The organism is uncultured Limosilactobacillus sp. (assembly GCF_934202235.1).
Taxonomy (GTDB): Bacteria; Bacillota; Bacilli; order Lactobacillales; family Lactobacillaceae; genus Limosilactobacillus.
The window spans coordinates 34,683-51,803 of sequence record NZ_CAKPXS010000005.1; the positions used below are offsets into that span (position 1 = coordinate 34,683).

19 protein-coding genes and 1 pseudogene are annotated in these 17,121 nt (G+C 49.7%); 9 read left to right on the top strand and 11 right to left on the bottom strand.

Annotation, left to right across the window (positions count from 1 at the left end; all coding sequences use genetic code 11):
• The first annotated feature begins 11 nt into the window (after positions 1-11).
• Both dltC and dltD read left to right on the top strand, forming a co-directional pair.
• Entirely contained in the window at positions 12-251 is a 240-nt protein-coding gene (gene dltC, locus Q0E49_RS01635) for a D-alanine--poly(phosphoribitol) ligase subunit DltC (RefSeq protein WP_295745974.1), read from the top strand.
• Complete coding sequence (gene dltD / locus Q0E49_RS01640) at positions 244-1,536, top strand: D-alanyl-lipoteichoic acid biosynthesis protein DltD (RefSeq protein ID WP_295745977.1); 1,293 nt, start codon at positions 244-246, stop codon at positions 1,534-1,536. The genes dltC and dltD overlap by 8 nt, the downstream gene beginning before the upstream one ends.
• Before the next feature lie 79 nt (positions 1,537-1,615).
• On the opposite strand, the gene nagB is transcribed toward dltD, so the two are convergent.
• Positions 1,616-2,344: a glucosamine-6-phosphate deaminase gene (gene nagB, locus Q0E49_RS01645; RefSeq protein ID WP_295745980.1), complete on the bottom strand. Its 729-nt coding sequence runs from the start codon at positions 2,342-2,344 to the stop codon at positions 1,616-1,618.
• 309 nt (positions 2,345-2,653) lie between these two features.
• On the opposite strand from nagB, the gene agaB reads away from it, so the two are divergent.
• From agaB to Q0E49_RS01665, 4 genes are read left to right on the top strand one after another with little or no spacing between them, the layout of a single operon-like run.
• Positions 2,654-3,133 carry a PTS galactosamine transporter subunit IIB gene (gene agaB / locus Q0E49_RS01650; RefSeq protein ID WP_295745983.1) on the top strand — a complete coding sequence of 160 codons (480 nt, stop codon included), beginning with the start codon at positions 2,654-2,656 and terminating at the stop codon, positions 3,131-3,133.
• 39 nt (positions 3,134-3,172) lie between these two features.
• Positions 3,173-3,979: a PTS galactosamine transporter subunit IIC gene (gene agaC / locus Q0E49_RS01655; protein ID WP_295745986.1), complete on the top strand. Its 807-nt coding sequence runs from the start codon at positions 3,173-3,175 to the stop codon at positions 3,977-3,979.
• Entirely contained in the window at positions 3,969-4,793 is an 825-nt protein-coding gene (gene agaD / locus Q0E49_RS01660) for a PTS galactosamine transporter subunit IID (protein WP_295745989.1), read from the top strand. Before agaC ends, agaD begins: the two co-directional genes overlap by 11 nt.
• 3 nt (positions 4,794-4,796) lie before the next feature.
• The gene (locus tag Q0E49_RS01665) at positions 4,797-5,219 is read left to right on the top strand and encodes a PTS sugar transporter subunit IIA (protein WP_295745992.1); all 423 of its coding nucleotides are present in this window, start codon (positions 4,797-4,799) and stop codon (positions 5,217-5,219) included.
• A gap of 78 nt (positions 5,220-5,297) precedes the next feature.
• On the opposite strand, the gene Q0E49_RS01670 is transcribed toward Q0E49_RS01665, so the two are convergent.
• Both Q0E49_RS01670 and Q0E49_RS01675 read right to left on the bottom strand, forming a co-directional pair.
• Positions 5,298-6,479 (bottom strand): NAD(P)H-dependent oxidoreductase, encoded by a 1,182-nt coding sequence (locus Q0E49_RS01670; protein ID WP_295745995.1) that lies wholly within the window; start codon positions 6,477-6,479, stop codon positions 5,298-5,300.
• Positions 6,476-7,033 (bottom strand): NADPH-dependent FMN reductase, encoded by a 558-nt coding sequence (locus Q0E49_RS01675; RefSeq protein WP_295745998.1) that lies wholly within the window; start codon positions 7,031-7,033, stop codon positions 6,476-6,478. The genes Q0E49_RS01670 and Q0E49_RS01675 overlap by 4 nt, the downstream gene beginning before the upstream one ends.
• A 207-nt stretch (positions 7,034-7,240) precedes the next feature.
• On the opposite strand from Q0E49_RS01675, the gene rlmD reads away from it, so the two are divergent.
• Complete coding sequence (rlmD, locus tag Q0E49_RS01680) at positions 7,241-8,659, top strand: 23S rRNA (uracil(1939)-C(5))-methyltransferase RlmD (protein ID WP_295746001.1); 1,419 nt, start codon at positions 7,241-7,243, stop codon at positions 8,657-8,659.
• Positions 8,660-8,726: 67 nt separating this feature from the next.
• On the top strand, positions 8,727-9,158 hold the full coding sequence (locus Q0E49_RS01685) for a hypothetical protein (protein WP_295746004.1): 432 nt from the start codon (positions 8,727-8,729) through the stop codon (positions 9,156-9,158).
• Positions 9,159-9,346: 188 nt separating this feature from the next.
• Here the strand turns inward: Q0E49_RS01685 and Q0E49_RS01690 are convergent, their stop codons facing one another.
• From Q0E49_RS01690 to Q0E49_RS01725, 8 genes and pseudogenes are all read right to left on the bottom strand, one after another.
• Entirely contained in the window at positions 9,347-10,060 is a 714-nt protein-coding gene (locus Q0E49_RS01690; protein WP_295746007.1) for a hypothetical protein, read from the bottom strand.
• Positions 10,053-10,940 carry an ABC transporter ATP-binding protein gene (locus Q0E49_RS01695; protein ID WP_295746010.1) on the bottom strand — a complete coding sequence of 296 codons (888 nt, stop codon included), beginning with the start codon at positions 10,938-10,940 and terminating at the stop codon, positions 10,053-10,055. Before Q0E49_RS01695 ends, Q0E49_RS01690 begins: the two co-directional genes overlap by 8 nt.
• Complete coding sequence (locus Q0E49_RS01700) at positions 10,921-11,307, bottom strand: GntR family transcriptional regulator (RefSeq protein ID WP_295746013.1); 387 nt, start codon at positions 11,305-11,307, stop codon at positions 10,921-10,923. The genes Q0E49_RS01695 and Q0E49_RS01700 overlap by 20 nt, the downstream gene beginning before the upstream one ends.
• Before the next feature lie 134 nt (positions 11,308-11,441).
• Positions 11,442-12,098 (bottom strand): orotate phosphoribosyltransferase, encoded by a 657-nt coding sequence (gene pyrE / locus Q0E49_RS01705; protein WP_295746036.1) that lies wholly within the window; start codon positions 12,096-12,098, stop codon positions 11,442-11,444.
• A 30-nt stretch (positions 12,099-12,128) separates the two neighbouring features.
• Positions 12,129-12,845 (bottom strand): annotated as a pseudogene (pyrF, locus tag Q0E49_RS01710) (orotidine-5'-phosphate decarboxylase); the annotation flags it as partial.
• On the bottom strand, positions 12,845-13,765 hold the full coding sequence (locus Q0E49_RS01715) for a dihydroorotate dehydrogenase (protein ID WP_295746016.1): 921 nt from the start codon (positions 13,763-13,765) through the stop codon (positions 12,845-12,847). The pseudogene pyrF and the gene Q0E49_RS01715, both read right to left, overlap by 1 nt.
• 115 nt (positions 13,766-13,880) lie before the next feature.
• The gene (gene pyrR / locus Q0E49_RS01720; RefSeq protein WP_295746019.1) at positions 13,881-14,411 is read right to left on the bottom strand and encodes a bifunctional pyr operon transcriptional regulator/uracil phosphoribosyltransferase PyrR; all 531 of its coding nucleotides are present in this window, start codon (positions 14,409-14,411) and stop codon (positions 13,881-13,883) included.
• A gap of 156 nt (positions 14,412-14,567) precedes the next feature.
• A complete protein-coding gene (locus Q0E49_RS01725; RefSeq protein ID WP_295746023.1) occupies positions 14,568-15,857 on the bottom strand; it encodes an adenylosuccinate synthase in 1,290 nt (429 codons plus the stop codon).
• Between the two features lie 189 nt (positions 15,858-16,046).
• On the opposite strand from Q0E49_RS01725, the gene Q0E49_RS01730 reads away from it, so the two are divergent.
• Positions 16,047-17,021 (top strand): GMP reductase, encoded by a 975-nt coding sequence (locus tag Q0E49_RS01730; RefSeq protein ID WP_295746027.1) that lies wholly within the window; start codon positions 16,047-16,049, stop codon positions 17,019-17,021.
• Positions 17,022-17,121 lie beyond the last annotated feature (100 nt).

Sequence of the window (17,121 nt, forward strand, 5' to 3'; positions counted from 1 at the left end):
GAGGATTTAACATGGAAGATCAAATTAAAAACATTTTAGCTGACGCAACTGGTCGCGATGCCAGTGACTTTAATGACACTGGCGAAGACTTGTACAGTAACGGTTTGCTGGACTCAATGGCAACTGTCAGCTTCCTGTTAGCTCTGCAGGACGAATTCGATATTGAAGTCCCTGTTTCCGAATTCGACCGGAGCCAGTGGAACACGATTGACAAGATTATCGAGCGGGTAAAGGAGCTCCAAAATGACTAATCGTCAACGACTGTGGCGCATTTTCGGCCCAGTCATTGTTGCCTGCCTCTTGGTTGGGCTGGTCCTCATTATTCCGTGGCGTGGCCACCATTCTGCGAAGACAATCCAACGGGCAGCTGTTTCCATCAGTCCGACTGTTTTTAAGAACAAGTCGATTAAGTCCCAGGCGATTGGGGAAAAGCACCCCTATTATGTGCCCTTCTTTGGTTCGAGTGAGTTAAACCGGATGGACCGGTTCCACCCAGCAGTGATGGCCGCCCGCTATCACCACTATCGCCCCTTCCTCTTCGGGGCCAAGGGAACCCAGTCGTTGCCGCAATTATTCAACATGAACATGATGGCACCGCAAATGCAAAACGGCAAAGCGGTCTTCATTATTTCACCACAGTGGTTTGTCAAGCAGGGAGTTACTCCTGCCGCCTTCAAGTACTACAACGGGGCCTACACCAACCTTTCCTGGCTCAAGCAGGCTAACCCCCACTCACCGTATGACCGCTACACTGCTAAGCGACTGATTCAGCTACTTGGTGACAACGGAACGGTCGGCAGTGATGCCAAGAAGATTGCCGCTGGCAAGCCGCTCAGCGCATGGGACCGGTCACTGATTAACTTCAAGATCACCCTTTTGCGTAACCAGGATAACCTTTTTTCCGGCTTAAACGTTAACGAGAATTACGATACGCGAATTAAGCCGAAGGAACATCTCCTGCCGCAGAACTACAACTATGCTGACTTGCAAGCAATTGCTAAGAAGCAAGCTCGCAAAGAAACCACTAATAACCGGTTCGGCGTTTTGAATAAGTTCTACAATTCACGGATTAAGGGAACCAAGGGTTTGCGCAACTCCCAGCGTCACTTTAACTACCTTCAGTCACCGGAATACGCTGACTTACAGGTAGTGCTTAACCAGTTAGCAAAGACTAATACCAACGTGGTCTTCATGATTACACCGGTCAATGCCAAGTGGGAAAAGTACACCGGCCTGAATATGGAGATGTACTACAAGACTGCTGATAAGATCAAGTATCAGCTCCGCTCGCAAGGGTTCAACAACATCGTTGATTACTCTCACCGTGGAAACGAAACCGGCTTTATGCAGGACACCATCCATATCGGCTGGGTTGGCTGGGTTGATTTTGACCACCAGGTTGCGCCATTCTTGGACAACCCACAGCCGGCACCACACTACCGCATGAATAGTCAGTTCTTGTCGAAGAGGTGGCGTCACTTAAATCCAACGCAACAAAATTTAAATAACTTTACCACTACCGAGTTAAACCAGTAGGTAGTAAAAGGTCCCCAGTGTTCGCAGCAGAACACTGGGGACCTTCTTCAGTTATATATCATCTACAATTGATTATTACTCACAGCCGTTCGCTAATCGATGCTGGCTGCAGTTTGGCAGCAGCCGCTGGATCAACAATCACGACAACGTTGTCCGCCTTCTGGAGGGCCGACGCTGCGACCGCAGTTGTTAGTGGTCCTTCCACCATCTTTTGAACAGCAGCGGCCTTCTTTTCGCCATAAGCCATCAGCAAGATTTCACGACTCTTGAGAATCGTTCCAATTCCCATCGTGTAGGCTTCCCGTGGTACCTCATCCTTCGAAGCAAAGAAACGAGCATTAGCTTCAATTGTGGATTCTGTCAGCTTCACCCGGTGGGTCCCACCATCAAATGGTGATCCTGGTTCATTAAAGCCAATGTGGCCGTCACGACCAATCCCCAGTAGTTGCAGATCCACCGGGTTATCTGCCACTACTTGGTCATAACGCTTCACCTCAGCATCGGGGTCAGTGGCGAGGCCATTGGGCAAGTACGAATGAGCAAACGGCTTGGCGTTGAAAAGGTGCTGGTTCATAAAGTAGTGGTAGCTTTGTGGGTTATCTGGAGCAATACCAACGTATTCATCCAGGTTAACGGACGTCATTGCCGAAAAATCCAGGGAACTCTTGCGAAGCAGCCGGTAAAGTCCCTCCGGGGTACTACCGGTGGCCAACCCCAGAACCCGGGCACCATTATCAATCACCTGTTTAAAGACGTTAAACGCGGCCTGGTCGCCTGCAGCCTGATTAGGAGCAAGAATTACTTTCATCTTTACAACCTCTTTTTCTCATTTTACAAAAATAACTAGTTAATTGATCTATCGCCATGGTAAACTTTTTTGTCTATAAATGAAAGCGGTTCAGTCCAATTGGTCTAATGGTCTATGCCATAACCCAAACCCGCTCTAAGGGCTCCCTCAGTTAAAAAAGAATTGGTTTAATTTTTTCGCTCATCGCTGCACAATAATAATCTTAATGATAATTTAAACACAATGGCTTTGCTTTTCCTGACGTTAAATGATACAACTAAAGATGTAAGCCTTTCCTGGCTAAATTTTCGTACAAAGGAGGTAAGCCTTTTGGCAACACCTGATATTGTTTTAACCCGGATTGATAACCGGTTGGTCCATGGTCAAGTTGGTGTAGTCTGGACCTCAGCTTTAGGAATCAACCTGATTCTGGTGGCTAACGATGAAGTAGCAAACGACGATCTGCAGCAAGAATTAATGGCTGCCACTGCCGAAACTTCTGACGTTGGTATCCGTTTCTGGACGATCGATAAAACGATTAAGACCATTCACAAGGCCAGTCCACGGCAGCATATCTTCCTGGTTGTCCGCAACCCCCAAGATGCCCTTCGGTTGGTCGAAGGCGGTGTGCCGATTAAGCAAATTGACGTTGGCAATATGCACTTTACCGAAGGCAAGGAAGCCATCAGTAAGAAGGTCTACGTCGACCAGCAAGATCGCGATACCTTTAATAAGCTTGTGGAACATGGGGTAGATGTCTTTATTCAAGATGTTCCTGATTCGTCGAAGAAGGAAATCACGAAGCTCTAATTATTATTTTTCGTTTGCAATTATTTAGGAGATGAAATCATGTCTATTTCGCTTGCACAAGGGATTTGGATCTCAGTGTTTGCGATCATCGCCGGCATCGACTTTTGGCTGGAAGGCTTCTATATTTTCCGGCCGATCATCGTTTGTACCGTCGTTGGTGCAATTCTCGGAAACCTTAAACTGGGCCTAGTGGCCGGGGGGTTAACCGAACTGGTCTTCGCTGGTTTGACTCCGGTTGGTGGGACCCAACCGCCTAACCCCGTCATGGCAGGGATCATGACTGTCGTTTTGGCATATACGACTGGTCACTCGCCAGCAACCGCCATCGGTTTGTCACTGCCATTTTCCATCCTGACCCAGTACATTATCTTGTTCTACTACTCGGCATTCTCTGTTTTTGCCAAGAAGTTCAACGAATACGCTGACAGACTGGAATTAAATAAGTTCCGCAACCTGGCATACGGGTTAACACTCCTCGTTGGTTTAACCTACGGTGTCTTGTCATTCCTGTGTGTTTACGCTGCCCAAAAGCCAATGAGCAACTTCGTCAATTCCTTCCCTGGCTGGTTAAGTCACGGCTTCACAATTGCCGGGGGGATCTTACCAGCCGTTGGGTTTGCCATCTTGCTGCAGACCATGCTGAAGGGCCGTTACGTTCCGTACTTGCTACTCGGGTTTACGGCTGCCTGCTTCATTAAGTTTGGCAACCTGATGCCTGTCGCCGTCATCGGTGGCTGCCTGGCCGCAATTGAGTACTACCAAGCAGTGCGGACTCGCAAGATTAAGAACGAGCTGAAGGAAATTCGTGAAAATCAGAATGATGGAGGTGACAGTGATGGCATCTGATGAACAACAACAGACAGCTCCGAAGCGCCACAAACTGTCACACTCTGATGTGACCAAGCTGGCACTCCGCTCACTGTTAAACCAATCAGCCTTCAACTATGAACTGATGCAGGGTGATGGTTACGCCCTCAGTTTGATTCCTGCATTGAAGAAGATTTATGGCGATGATAAGAAGGGCTTATCAGAAGCAATCAAGGCCAATACCGCCTTTATCAACACCAACAACTACGCTGCACCATTACTCTTAGGGTTGGAAGCATCACTGGAAGAAAATGGTGCGCCGCGGTCAACCATCGATGGTTTACGGATCGCCCTGTTCGGTCCGCTGGCCGGAATTGGTGACTCAATCACCTGGTTCACGATCCTGCCGATTGTTGCTGGGATTGCCGCTTCATTCGCCAAGCAAGGCAGCCTGATTGGGCCAATCATTTTCCTGGCAGTTTACATTGCCTTATTCTTCGCCCGGATCCCAATTTGCCACCTTGGTTACTCTGTCGGGACGAAGTCAATTGCAAGTATCCGTGCTAATTCAGGGATTGTTTCTCACGCGGCAAGTGTCCTCGGTTGTACCGTTATTGGTGGTTTGATTGCCACTTACGTTACGATGACCGTTAAGTTGAAGATTCCGGTTACCGCGACCCATTCGATCGCCCTGCAAAAGGAATTTCTTGACCACATCTTCCCAAACATCCTGCCACTGGGCTACACTTTCCTGCTCTACTGGTTAATCAAGAAGAAGCACGTCAGCCCGCTGTGGTTGATTATCATCACCTTCATTGTTGCCCTCGTTTGTTCTTGGTTAGGAGTTCTTTAATTAATGCAGATTATCGTTAGCGGCCACGGCAAATTTGCCAGTGGTATTCAGTCCAACATCAAACTATTGGCCGGCAATCTGCCGGGTTTATCCTTCGTTGACTTTACCGGCGAGATGGATGAACAACAGCTGCAAGATAAGTTTACCGCCCTGTTAAAAGCGGACGAACAAGCCTTATTCTTCTGCGATCTATTTGGCGGGACCCCTTATAAACAGGCCGTCCTCCTAACTCGGCAGTATCCCCAGATTGCGGTGGTTACTGGTTGCAACGTCGGTTCTCTCCTGGAAATCTGCGTTGCGGGTGACTGGCAAAAATCCTCACCGGCTGAACTGGGCGAAAAATTTATCGCCACTAGTAAGCAGGCAACGCGGATGTTCCATCACCGGCATGTTCAAACTGAGCCAGTAGATGGTGACGGAATTTAACAATCAGGTAGCAATTAAAAACCCGGTTTGCAACTTTCAGCAAACCGGGTTTTGTGATCCCGCAATTATTTCACTTTGTTAATTATCGGTGTTGTCGTCACCCTGGGAAGCACCAGTGGAACCATCAGCAGTCACGTCAGCATCTTCATCAGTACCCGACTCGGATGCACCAGTATCGGCATCGGTGTCGCTATCAGAAGCCCCGGTAGACGCATCCGAAGCGCCAGTTGTCCCATCATCAGTGGTATCAGCGGCCATAGCCGGCCCTGCTGGCTGGCCCCAGGTGCCCTTGTTATAGAGGTCGACAATCTGGTCCACTTTCTGACTAACTTCCATTGTCCCTAAGTAGTGGCCATCAATATCGCGGATAGCAATGTACCAGGTCATAATCCGGTGACCACTGTCCATGTACGCTGACGGAACAACGTCGGCAATCCCCCTGCGGAGACTATCGATAACCTGCTGAGCGTGAACCAATGCCTTTGGCGGGTGGCATTCTGAAATTGGCTCACTCAGCTGCCGAACGTCCCGGGCATTAATCCGGTCACCATCGTGGGTATACCAGACAAAGTTATCATTTGCGTCCACCAAGTCGAGCTCTAGCGGTAAAGCTTCAAAAATCTGTTGAATTTCTTTGAGGCTCAACCGCCCGGTTGGAAAACTAACGTACGCATTATCAACAAATGGTTCTTTTGTGGCCATAAATTCTTCCTCCCTTGTTTCGTCGTTGATCATGTCTGCAAACCTAACAAACTCCATAAAGGACTGCTCTAGGTTGTCGATATCGTCCTGGTTGGTCAGCAGGTTATGATGATCAAAAACCTTCATCGCGTTGCCAATCAGTACTTCATTGCCCGGCATAATGGCCGCGTTACAGTCTGGAGCCATCAAAATCTGCCGCATTTGGACCTGGGCTCGTGAAGAGGCCTGCTTGCCATATGAAGCACCGACAATCATCGCCGGTTTGTGGACCAGCACATCGCAATGGTAGGTCAACCATTCAATTGCGTTCTTTTCAACCGCCGGAATGGCATGGTCATACTCCGGTGTCGAGAAAATCACCCCGTCGCTCAAGCGAACCTGTTGCTTAAGCGAGTAAATAGCATCATTGGTCGGGGTGTCCTTGGCAAATGGTGGGAGGTTGCCAATCTCGATCACGTCAATTTCGGCTGCCTGCCGAAAATGCTTCTTCATGAAGTACAGTAACTTCCGGTTATATGATAACCGGGCATTGGTTCCCACAATTGCTACAAACTTCATTCCGCTGCCTCCTTTGCCGCACGGTTAACAACCGTCGCAAAATGACTGAACTCGTCAACACACTGTTCGAGAAACTTCACCGTCCCGCTATCCTTCAGGTTACCATCGTCATCAAAGGCCTGACGGCAGTTGCCCAGGAAGAATTCTTCACCGGAAAAGACTACCGCTTGGATACCTGGCGACAAAAGGATGTCGCGCACGTGAATTTGCGAACGGGCGCCGCCCTGCACGTGAGTAGAGGCCCCAACGAGCATCACTGGCTTGTGGTGTAACGGGTGAACACTAGCAGAGAGCCATTCAATGACACTCTTCAGCGTCGAAGTTACCGAGTGGTTGTACTCGGGACAGGCAATAATCACAGCGTCAGCTGCGTTGATCTCGTCCGTTAATTTTTGCAGACTGGCCGGGAGCTTTTGATCCTCATTAAACAGCGGCAGCCCCCGCGCACTGGTGACTGACATCTCTAGGTCAGGAAAGTGTTTCTTCATGTAATTGAGCAGCATTAAGTTGTAAGAATGCGGTGCGCTAGATCCGCCAATAGCGACTACTTTCACCTCATCAGGCTCCTTTCTCAGATCATTAAGTTTCAGTGGCAAAAAAGGTTATTACATTGTCATTTATTATACAACGTTGCCCTGCTTTATTCACCGCTCAATCGGCGGTGTGAAACGGTTTACTCTGTCTTTTTAGCAGAGTATGTTAAGATATGTGAGTTAGTAAACGACGGGTTCGCCCGTCTGCCAAAAAGATGGGAGAAATTTATGAGAGAACAGCGTCATTACTACCGCCGACAAAGCAAACGGCCCAAAACAACCGCTCCAGTAGCAGCCATTGGTGACCGGGTTCCACTGACAATTCGCAAGCTTGGTGTCAACGGTCAGGGGATTGGCTACTTCAAGCACAAGGTGTGCTTTGTCCCTGGTGCCCTCCCCGGCGAAGTCGTTGTCGCGACCATCACGAAAGTTCACCCCCGTTACTTAGAGGGGCGGATTCACCGGCTACGTCAAACCAGCAAATACCGGGTTGAACCCCGCGACAGTTATGCCGGCATTGCCGGCGGCTTTGAGTTAGAAAACCTCGCTTATGAGCAGCAGCTTCAGTTTAAACGTCAAGTCGTCTTTGATGCCCTCAATAAGTACAAGCCGCACGCTTACAAAAAGTTCGCCGTCAAGCCGACACTCCCTTCGCCAAAACAGTATGGTTACCGTAACAAGGCCCAGTTCCAGGTCCGTGAAGTTGACGGTCACATTGCTGCTGGTTTATACAAGGCCAACAGCCATGACCTTGTCGAGATGAAGGACTGTGCTGTTCAAATGCCGACAACGATGAAAGTTATCCGCACGGTCACCCAGCTGATTGAGGAGTTACACATCCCGGTTTATGATGAAGCTAACCATAGCGGGATTATTAAGACCGTCGTGGTCCGCGAAGCCAAGGAAAGTGGTCAGTGCCAGTTAACCTTGATTACCAATACTCCCAAGTTGATCCATAAGCACCAGCTCATTACCCAAATCCAGCAACAGTTGCCGTCCGTCGTTTCCATCATGCAAAACGTCAACCCGGGAGATACGCCGCTCATTTGGGGAAATCAGATGATTCACTTGGCGGGAGACGAATACTTGACCGAATCGCTAATGGGCCTTGACTTCCGCCTTTCTGCCCGTTCATTTCTTCAGCTCAACCCCTACCAGACTGAAACGTTGTATGAAGAAGCCGCCAAGGCCTTGGAACTCAACTCTCACGATGTTTTAATTGATGCCTACGCCGGTGTTGGGACTATCGGTCTCTCGTTGGTCAGCCGGGTCAAGCAGGTTTACGGGATGGAAACAATTCCCGAAGCGGTTGCTGATGCTAATGCCAATGCCCAGTTAAACGGCATCAATAACGCCACCTACGAGGTGGGGGCTGCTGAAGACCTCCTCCCCCAGTGGCAAAGCGAAGGTCGAGAATTTACCGCGCTCGTCGTCGACCCGCCACGGACAGGACTGGACCGCCAGTTAATTAACACGATCCTGAAAGTCAAGCCGGCCAAGCTGGCCTACGTTTCTTGTGATATGGCAACACTGGCTCGCGACCTGACCCAGTTAACACGCGCTTACCGGGTTGAGTATATCCAACCGGTCGACATGATGCCGCAAACACCGCGCTGTGAAGCGGTCGTTAAGTTGCGTCGGCGGTAGTCGCACTCATTAGGCTGCTGGGGTTGGATATGTTACAATATTTACCGACACAAGAGGAGGAATTACGATGCAAAACCCATTTAATAACCAGGATCCTAACGATCCCAACAATCCGTTTAACCAGTTACCCATTCCTCCTAACTACGCGAAAATTCGTAACGAGCGCGGAGAGATTCGGATCGCCAAGGTCGGCATTTCCTGGACGACCTTTTTCTTTGGGCCGCTACCAGCCCTCTTTCGTGGTGACTGGTATAACTTCGCGATGATGGTGGTTTGGGATCTGATTTACGTGCTCGGCGCGCAAATGTTTCACCTAGGCATCTGGGCATCTTACCCGTGGCCAGGAATGGTCTTTACCTTAATCTATAACATGATGTACTTCCGTCACCTGATTGGTGCGAAAGACTTCTACGCTGCCGATGAACGGTCAGAAAAACTATTAGCGGCAGCTCACTACTTGCCGCGCAGCTATCAGAATCACTTTGGTGATAACGATTAATTAAACCAACATAAAAAGGGAGCGTGACAGAAGTCATTTATGACTTCGTAGTCACGCCCCAGCGAGCAACAATAGGCCCCTAGCGTTCGGCTTTGCCAGAACGTTAGGGGCCATTGTTGTACCGCCTGTTAACTTTTAGTGTAGATAAGGGAGCTTATGTCACAGCCCCTTTTTGCTTTGAGAAATCATTAGTCGCGGCGAAGTTGCAGCCGCTTACTGCAGAAGTAGGATAACCAGAGGGTAAAGAGAATCCATAAGGCATAAATGACCCAGCCAACAATTGAGATTCCCGTTGTCCCCATTCTACTGAGGTTCATAACCAGGTTTTCCCAGAAGCTCGCGGTATGAATGACTAGTTGCGCCATCAACATTACAAAGGCAACAAAACCAGCAATCAAGGCACAGACTAAAATGATCTTCCCGCGACGGTTGAAGAGCGCGAACATCGACCCCAGGGCGTTGAAACTCAATGCGAAGAAGAGCAACGTGAGTAGGACGTACCACGGGTTGAAGATCGTCGTATGATCCAGGCGACTGCTACAAAAGTCTGCTATCATCCAGAAAATCCAGCTAGCAAGGATCCCAATAGCGAGGGTTGCGAGGTGGGCCTTCCACATTGTTTCACGTGAAACACCGCCATGAATCGCCATTTTGAATTCCGAGTACTGGGCGACAAAGGCGTAGGCAAAGGTTGCCAGGATCGTTACCCCTTCAATTGTTTGGAGGATCTGGACGCCCAGTGCGCCCCAGCCACCGGTAGCTCCTTCCATGCTAAAGCCATGGGTAAACAGGCCAATCACCACAAATAAGAGGTTGAAGCCGATCAGCCAAATCAGGAACCATTTGATAAAAATCCCCCAACTCAGCAAGTTATAGGTCACTAGTGATTTTGTTTTACGCATTTTGAAGCCCCCGATCATTAGTAATGTACATGAAGAGATGTTGTAGGTCGTAGTGTTCGACCTTGACGGTATCCGGAATTTCCTGCCGGTCGTTTAACTTGCCAAAAACATAGGCCGTTTTAATATTAGCAAGGGTCTGGTGGTGAATTACCCGCAGGTCGTGAATGTATTCGTCAACCGCCTTCACCGGCCCGGAAACTAAGAAACACTGGTCTAATAGTGCATCCGTTGGTTGGTCCACCTCAATCCGGCCCTCATCCAACACGAGGACGTGTTCGACGAGCTGGTCAATTTCATCAATTAAGTGGGTTGAAATCACAAACGTCCGTGGCCGCTGACTGTACGATTTCAGTAGTTCCTGATAGAACCGGTCACGGTGGTTGGCATCCAGCCCTAACACAGGTTCATCCAGGAAAACGTAGTCAACCGGCAGGCAGAGCGCCAGGATTAATTTACCCATCGTTTTTTGACCGGTGGATAACTTGGAGTAGGCAACATCTAATGAAATACCAAATTCATTAGCCAACTGGCCGGCGGTATCCCAATCAAAGCCGCCATAAAGTGATTCGTTCGTCTTGAAAATGTCTTTAAGCTTGAGGTAGCGCTGGAACATCACATTATCCAGCGATGATTCACTACTCATCAGGTAAATCTTGCCCAGCAGTGCATCGTTATCCTTGATCGGCTGGTCACCCATTTTAATGGTCCCCTGGTCAGCCCGCAGCGCGTCAATCATGATGGAGAGCAGCGTTGACTTACCCGCCCCGTTGCGGCCTAACAAGGCATAAATCTTATTTGGCGCCAAGTCAAAGCTAACATCCTTTAATACCTGGTTCTTTCCGAAATGCTTTGCCACGTGACTAATTTTCAGCATGTCCATCTTCTTCGTACCCCCTCTTAATCAAGCCAATCAACCGCTCCTCACTGAGGTTCAGTTTGCGGGCTTCATCAACTACATTAACAACGTACTCGTCATAAAAACTCTTCCGTCGTTCTTCAACCACCTGGGCGTGAGCCCCCTTGCTAACAAAGGTTCCCATCCCGCGATGTTTTTCTAACAGCCCCGCATCCACCAGCAGGTTCATCCCCTTCAAGACTGTCGCTGGGTTAATATGTAATTCTCGCGAAAGTTCATTAGTCGACGGAATTTGACTCCCTTCTTTGAACCCGCCAGTAAAAATCATTTCTTCCAGTTGTGCCGCAATCTGCTGATAGATTGGCGACGTTTGATCAAAACTAAAGTGCACGGCTGCCACCTCCTCACTTATTCGGTTAGTTACTTGCATAATTAACTATATCACTTTTCTTTTTCCTGTCAACATCAAAAACCGCCAATCCGTTAAAAACGAATTGACGGTTTTAGTGTGATGGTTAATCAAAATTAGTGAGCATCTGACCAGGCTTGGGGATCCTGACGCCAGGCATGTAGTGACTGCCGTTCATCACTGGAAATTAGTTGTTGTGCTTCTGCTGTTTCAATCAGCTTGGTGTAGTTGGTGACCGAATGGTAGGTCAAGCCCGCCGCCTTGAAATTGGCAGTGGCAGCTGGCAGTTGGTAAGTGAAGACGGAAACGATACCGATTACCTCCCCGCCGGCCTTGCGGACTGCATTCACAGCCTTGAGAACAGACCCGCCAGTGGAAATCAGGTCATCGATCACAACGACCTTTTGCCCTGGCTTGAGCACCCCTTCCAGCTGCTTCCCGCGCCCATGATCCTTTGGCTTCGAGCGAACGTAAATCAGTGGGAGGTTCAACTCGTCTGCTACCCACGAGGCGTGAGGGATCCCGGCCGTCGCGGTCCCAGCGATTACTTCAGCAGCGTTAAAGTAACGGCTAATTAACGCCGCCATGCCGCGGAAGATATGACGCCGTACCGCTGGATAAGATATTGTTAGGCGGTTATCCGTGTAAATCGGTGAATGAAGCCCACTGGCCCAGGTAAAGGGCTGGCTAGGGTGAAGCGTGACGGCCTTAATGTTCAACAAGTCGGCAGCCACCTGCGCCGCTACCTGATCATCCCTGGCAGTGGTTTCCATCCCCGCAGGGACTTCGGCAGGATCACCAGCCAGGAACTGGTCACGGATCTGCTGGTAGGCTCCTACCGGATTTGCGGCCCGGGTAATTGGTCGGCCAACAACAATCCCGTTGCTGCCTAAGTCATGAGCCTGCGCGGGGGTCACTACCCGTTTTTGGTCATCATGGACATTCTGGTTGGGCCGAATTCCCGGGGTGATGCAAAGGAAGTCATCACCAACGACTTCCCTGATTGCCTGCACTTCTTTAGCGGAGCAGACGACTCCGGGTAGCCCACACTTTTTAGCAAGCCGGGCGTAATTCTGAACAGATTCGATAAGGCTCAGGTCAACATACTGTTCGTCGTGGAGAATCGTTTCGTCAATCGAGGTCAACTGAGTAATGGCCAGGAGGTGAGGTACTTTCACCCCTGCCTGTACCGCCCCTTCCTTCAAACCGGCCAACCCGGCCTTCAACATCTCACTGCCGCCTGCAGCCTGGATAGTCGTCAAGGCAACACCAAGTTTCCCAACGGCGACCATTGCCCGCTTCACGGTATTTGGAATGTCATGGAGCTTGAGGTCCAAGAAAACAGCAAAGCCCCGTGCCTGTGCTTCGCGAACGATTTCCGGACCGTAGCCGTAATAAAGTTCCATCCCGATTTTCACAATCGGGCGGGTCTGCGGGTCAACGGCTAACTTATCTAACAGTGAAGTAGCTTCTTCTTTCGTTGCCACATCAATGGCAACAATTGGTTCAAAACGGCGCATTAGAACTTTACCTCCCATAAATCAGTTAACTTGTTAATTCCATAGTGGTCCATTACCGTCGGCAGTTCAGCGATGATCTTCGGGCAAGTCAGTGGGTCGTGGAAACTGGCTGAACCGACTTCGACGGCGTTGGCGCCGGCCATCATCATTTCTAAGACGTCCTCAGCGCTTTCAACCCCACCAACACCGATAATCGGAATATCGGAAACCGCCCGTACTTGGTGGATCATCCGGAGAGCGATCGGCTTAATCGCGTGCCCTGATAACCCACCGGTAACGTTGCTCAGCACTGGCTTGCGAGTCCGTAAGTTAATTGCTAACCCAGTTAACGTATTGATCATCGTCAAACCGGCAGCCCCGCCCCGTTCAGCCGCCTGGGCAATTGGCACAATGTCGGTAATGTTTGGCGTTAGCTTAACGTACAATGGCACCTTGCAGACAGCAACACAAGCTCTTGTCAGGCGTTCGATTACTTCTGGGTCGGTACCCATGGCCAAACCACCGTGCTTAACGTTCGGGCAGGAAACGTTGAGCTCAATGGCGTTAACGAATGGTGACTGGCTCATTTCATGAACCACCTCAACGTACTCCTCTTCGGAAAAACCAGCTGCACTGCCGATCACCGGCAAGTTAGGATAGTTGACCCCCAGCCAGGGGAGTTTTTCTGCCACGAGGTTCTTGACCCCGACGTTGTTAAGTCCGTTGGCGTTTAACCAGCCGGCCGTTGTTTCACAAGTTCGCGGTTTCGGGTTTCCTTTGCGTGGCTGAGCGGTGGTCGACTTCAAAACCAATGATCCCAGGACGTTCAAATTATATTGCTTGGCAATTTCTTGCCCGTACCAGCAACAACCACTCGACGGGATCACCGGGTTCTTGAGTTTAAGACCTGGCAACTCAACTGCTAACCGTTCGTTTTGCATTTTTCTTCCTTTCCGTGGACAACCCACAAAAAAACACCAGTCTACCCCGGGTAAACTGATGTCAAAAAAGCACACCGTTTTGCCCTCTCTGGGGTCAGTTAAATGGTTTTGCTAATTATTCAATTGAAATTCCTTCGTGACCGTCGTATTCCTCAACTGCCACGTGAACCGTTTCGTTCGTCGACGTCGGAATGTTTTTCCCAACGAAGTCCGGCCGAATTGGCAATTCACGGTGTCCCCGGTCAACTAAGACTGCCAACGAAATTCGCTTGGGGCGGCCAATGTCCATCAATGCATCCAACGCCGCCCGGACAGTCCGGCCAGTAAAGAGGACGTCATCAACAAGAATCACGTGCTTATCCGTGATATCAACATCCAGGGTTGTCGTCTTCACTTCCGGTTCGCGGTGGTGGTCCGGACGGTGACGGTCATCCCGGTACAGGGTAATATCTAATGAAGCCACCGGAACAGTTACGTCCTCCAGCTGTTTCATCCGGCTAGTAAGCCGTTTTGCCAGGTAAATTCCGCGGGTCTTAATACCAACAAAGACAAGGTTTTCAACCCCCTTGTTTTGTTCAATGATTTCATAAGTAATCCGCGTCAGTGCCCGCTGCATACTTGAACCATCAACAATTTCATGGGCCATGTTCGTTCACTCCTCCTCAAGTAGAAAAAACACCTTCCAGTCGTGTGCTGGAAGGTGGGTATTTCTAACGTTTAAGCATCCTTCTCAGCCTCACTGGACTAATTTAAAGGTTTGATTAGTCCTAGTGTAAGCGTCAAAGAGTGGAAAGTCAACTAACTAATTGTCCCACGAGTCATGAAGGATAATTGTCTGGTCACGGTCTGGACCAACAGAAACCGTCGCCAGTGGCGTCCGTGACAACTCGCTAATCCGCTTCAGGTAGTTTTGGGCGTTTGCCGGCAAGTCATCCCAGCTCTTAGCCTTCGTGATGTCTTCATCCCAACCCGGTAATTCTTCATAGACCGGCTTGCAACGTTGCAGCTCACTGAGACTGGCTGGGTAGTAATCGATCTGCTTGCCGTCAAGTTCGTAGGCTGTACAGATCTTCACTGTCTTGAAACCTGACAAAACATCCAGCAGGTTCAAACTGAGGTAAGTCAGACCATCGGCCCGCCAAGCGTGACGCATTGCAACGGAATCAAACCAGCCAACCCGGCGTGGCCGGCCAGTAACAACACCGTATTCATGGCCCGTTTCACGGATGCGGTCACCAATTTCGTCATTTAACTCCGTTGGGAACGGACCAGCACCGACACGCGTACAGTAAGCCTTGCAGATACCGACGATCGTGTCCAAACGGTTTGGCCCCACACCGGCCCCGGTAGCAGCACCACCAGCAACCGGGTTGGATGAGGTAACGTATGGGTAAGTCCCTTCGTCAATATCCAGCATTGTCCCCTGGGCACCTTCAAAGAGCACCTTTTCGCCCTTATCCATCGCGTCGTTGATCAACAGCGACGTGTCGGCAACGTACTTCTTCAATTCCTTCCCGTATTCCAGGTAGTCATTGTAGATATCGTCAAACCGCAGTGCTTCGTGACCATAAACCTTCGTTAAAATAGCATTCTTCAGTTCCAGGTTGCGGCGCAGCTTAGCCTCAAAAACGTCGGGCTCCAGCAGGTCGCACATCCGGATCCCAATCCGGGAAACCTTGTCCATGTAAGTAGGACCGATTCCCCGCTTGGTCGTGCCAACCTTATTCTTCCCCTTCGCCGCTTCTTCACATCCATCAAAGACGATGTGGTACGGCATGGTAATGTGAGCCCGGTTGGATACCCGTAAGTTATCCGTGTTAATCCCGTTCTCGTTCAGGTAGTGGATTTCATCCAGCAGTGCCTTCGGGTTCACAACGACCCCATTACCGATAATCGCCAGCTTCTTCGAGCCAAAGATCCCGCACGGTACTAGCCGCAGAGCATACTTCTTTCCTTCAAAAACAATCGAGTGCCCCGCGTTGTTCCCTCCCTGGGAACGAACGACAACGTCAGCTTCCTGGCTCAGGTAATCGGTCATCTTCCCCTTACCTTCGTCGCCCCATTGGCTACCAACGATCACAACTGCAGACATTTAATTCACCTCATTAAAAAATAGACCATACTTACCCAATGATTTTACCGAACTTTAGCCAGAGATTCAATCTTTTCCGAACCTTTTTCGGAACTTTTTTCGAAAATGTACGGTCAATTAACTTGACGGGTTCCCCTGCTTTGGAGATAATAGCTGGTGGTTAAACAAGGAAAAAGAGAGGTTTAATCGATGAAAACTTTTGATTACGATGATGTCCAACTCGTTCCTAATAAGTGTGTCATTAAGAGTCGGAAAGAAGCGGACACGAGTGTCCAATTTGGCCCCCGTCGTTTTAAGATCCCCGTGGTACCGGCCAACATGGAAAGTGTTATTAACGAAGAACTTGCTACCTGGCTGGCTGCGCATGGTTACTACTACGTCATGCACCGCTTTGAACCGGCAACCAGGCTGGCTTTCGTGAAACGAATGCAGGAGCGTGGTCTTTTTGCCTCCATTTCGGTAGGAATTAAGGATAGTGAATATGAGTTTATCGACCAGCTAAAAGCCGAACATTTGATGCCAGAATACATTACCATTGACGTTGCTCACGGTCACTCCGATTACGTCATTAAGATGATCCAATATATTAAACAACAGCTGCCAAATAGCTTCGTGACGGCTGGCAACGTCGCTACTCCTGAAGCTGTTCGTGACTTAGAAAACGCTGGCGCTGACGCAACGAAGGTTGGTGTTGGTCCGGGCAAGGCCTGCATCACTAAACTCAAAACCGGCTTTGGAACTGGTGGCTGGCAACTCGCAGCTCTCCGCTTGTGTAGCAAGGCTGCTTCTAAACCACTGGTCGCCGATGGCGGGATCCGCCACAATGGGGATATTGCCAAGTCTGTCCGCTTCGGTGCCTCGATGGTCATGATTGGTTCGATGCTGGCGGGTCACATCGAGTCGCCGGGTAACGTCATCACCATTGATGGCAAGCAATATAAGCAGTACTGGGGGTCAGCCTCCGAAATTCAAAAGGGTGCTTACCGCAACGTGGAAGGCAAACAGATGCTGGTTCCTTTCCGGGGTTCCATCGCTGACACTCTCCAGGAGATGCAAGAAGACCTCCAGTCCTCCATTTCTTACGCCGGTGGGCGCGATCTCAAGTCCATCACCAAAGTGGACTACGTTATTGTTAAAAATTCAATCATGGATGGTGACTATTAACCACTCGTTACACAGCAAAAAACGGCTCTTTGTCAAATCCTGTTGATGGGTAAGAATCAGGCTTAAGCGGCCTGGTTCTTTTTTTGTGCCATTTGGCGGA

Excerpts from the sequence above, each read along its gene's own strand:
- pyrE (WP_295746036.1), bottom strand. The coding sequence starts at position 12,098 with ATGGAAACCACTGCCAGGGATGATCAGGTAGCGGCGCAGGTGGCTGCC.
- dltC (WP_295745974.1), top strand. The coding sequence starts at position 12 with ATGGAAGATCAAATTAAAAACATTTTAGCTGACGCAACTGGTCGCGAT.
- agaC (WP_295745986.1), top strand. The coding sequence starts at position 3,173 with ATGTCTATTTCGCTTGCACAAGGGATTTGGATCTCAGTGTTTGCGATC.
- pyrR (WP_295746019.1), bottom strand. The coding sequence starts at position 14,411 with ATGGCCCATGAAATTGTTGATGGTTCAAGTATGCAGCGGGCACTGACG.
- Q0E49_RS01730 (WP_295746027.1), top strand. The coding sequence starts at position 16,047 with ATGAAAACTTTTGATTACGATGATGTCCAACTCGTTCCTAATAAGTGT.
- dltD (WP_295745977.1), top strand. The coding sequence starts at position 244 with ATGACTAATCGTCAACGACTGTGGCGCATTTTCGGCCCAGTCATTGTT.
- rlmD (WP_295746001.1), top strand. The coding sequence starts at position 7,241 with ATGAGAGAACAGCGTCATTACTACCGCCGACAAAGCAAACGGCCCAAA.
- Q0E49_RS01715 (WP_295746016.1), bottom strand. The coding sequence starts at position 13,765 with ATGCAAAACGAACGGTTAGCAGTTGAGTTGCCAGGTCTTAAACTCAAG.
- nagB (WP_295745980.1), bottom strand. The coding sequence starts at position 2,344 with ATGAAAGTAATTCTTGCTCCTAATCAGGCTGCAGGCGACCAGGCCGCG.
- Q0E49_RS01665 (WP_295745992.1), top strand. The coding sequence starts at position 4,797 with ATGCAGATTATCGTTAGCGGCCACGGCAAATTTGCCAGTGGTATTCAG.
- Q0E49_RS01670 (WP_295745995.1), bottom strand. The coding sequence starts at position 6,479 with ATGAAGTTTGTAGCAATTGTGGGAACCAATGCCCGGTTATCATATAAC.
- Q0E49_RS01685 (WP_295746004.1), top strand. The coding sequence starts at position 8,727 with ATGCAAAACCCATTTAATAACCAGGATCCTAACGATCCCAACAATCCG.
- Q0E49_RS01725 (WP_295746023.1), bottom strand. The coding sequence starts at position 15,857 with ATGTCTGCAGTTGTGATCGTTGGTAGCCAATGGGGCGACGAAGGTAAG.
- Q0E49_RS01690 (WP_295746007.1), bottom strand. The coding sequence starts at position 10,060 with ATGCGTAAAACAAAATCACTAGTGACCTATAACTTGCTGAGTTGGGGG.
- agaD (WP_295745989.1), top strand. The coding sequence starts at position 3,969 with ATGGCATCTGATGAACAACAACAGACAGCTCCGAAGCGCCACAAACTG.
- Q0E49_RS01695 (WP_295746010.1), bottom strand. The coding sequence starts at position 10,940 with ATGGACATGCTGAAAATTAGTCACGTGGCAAAGCATTTCGGAAAGAAC.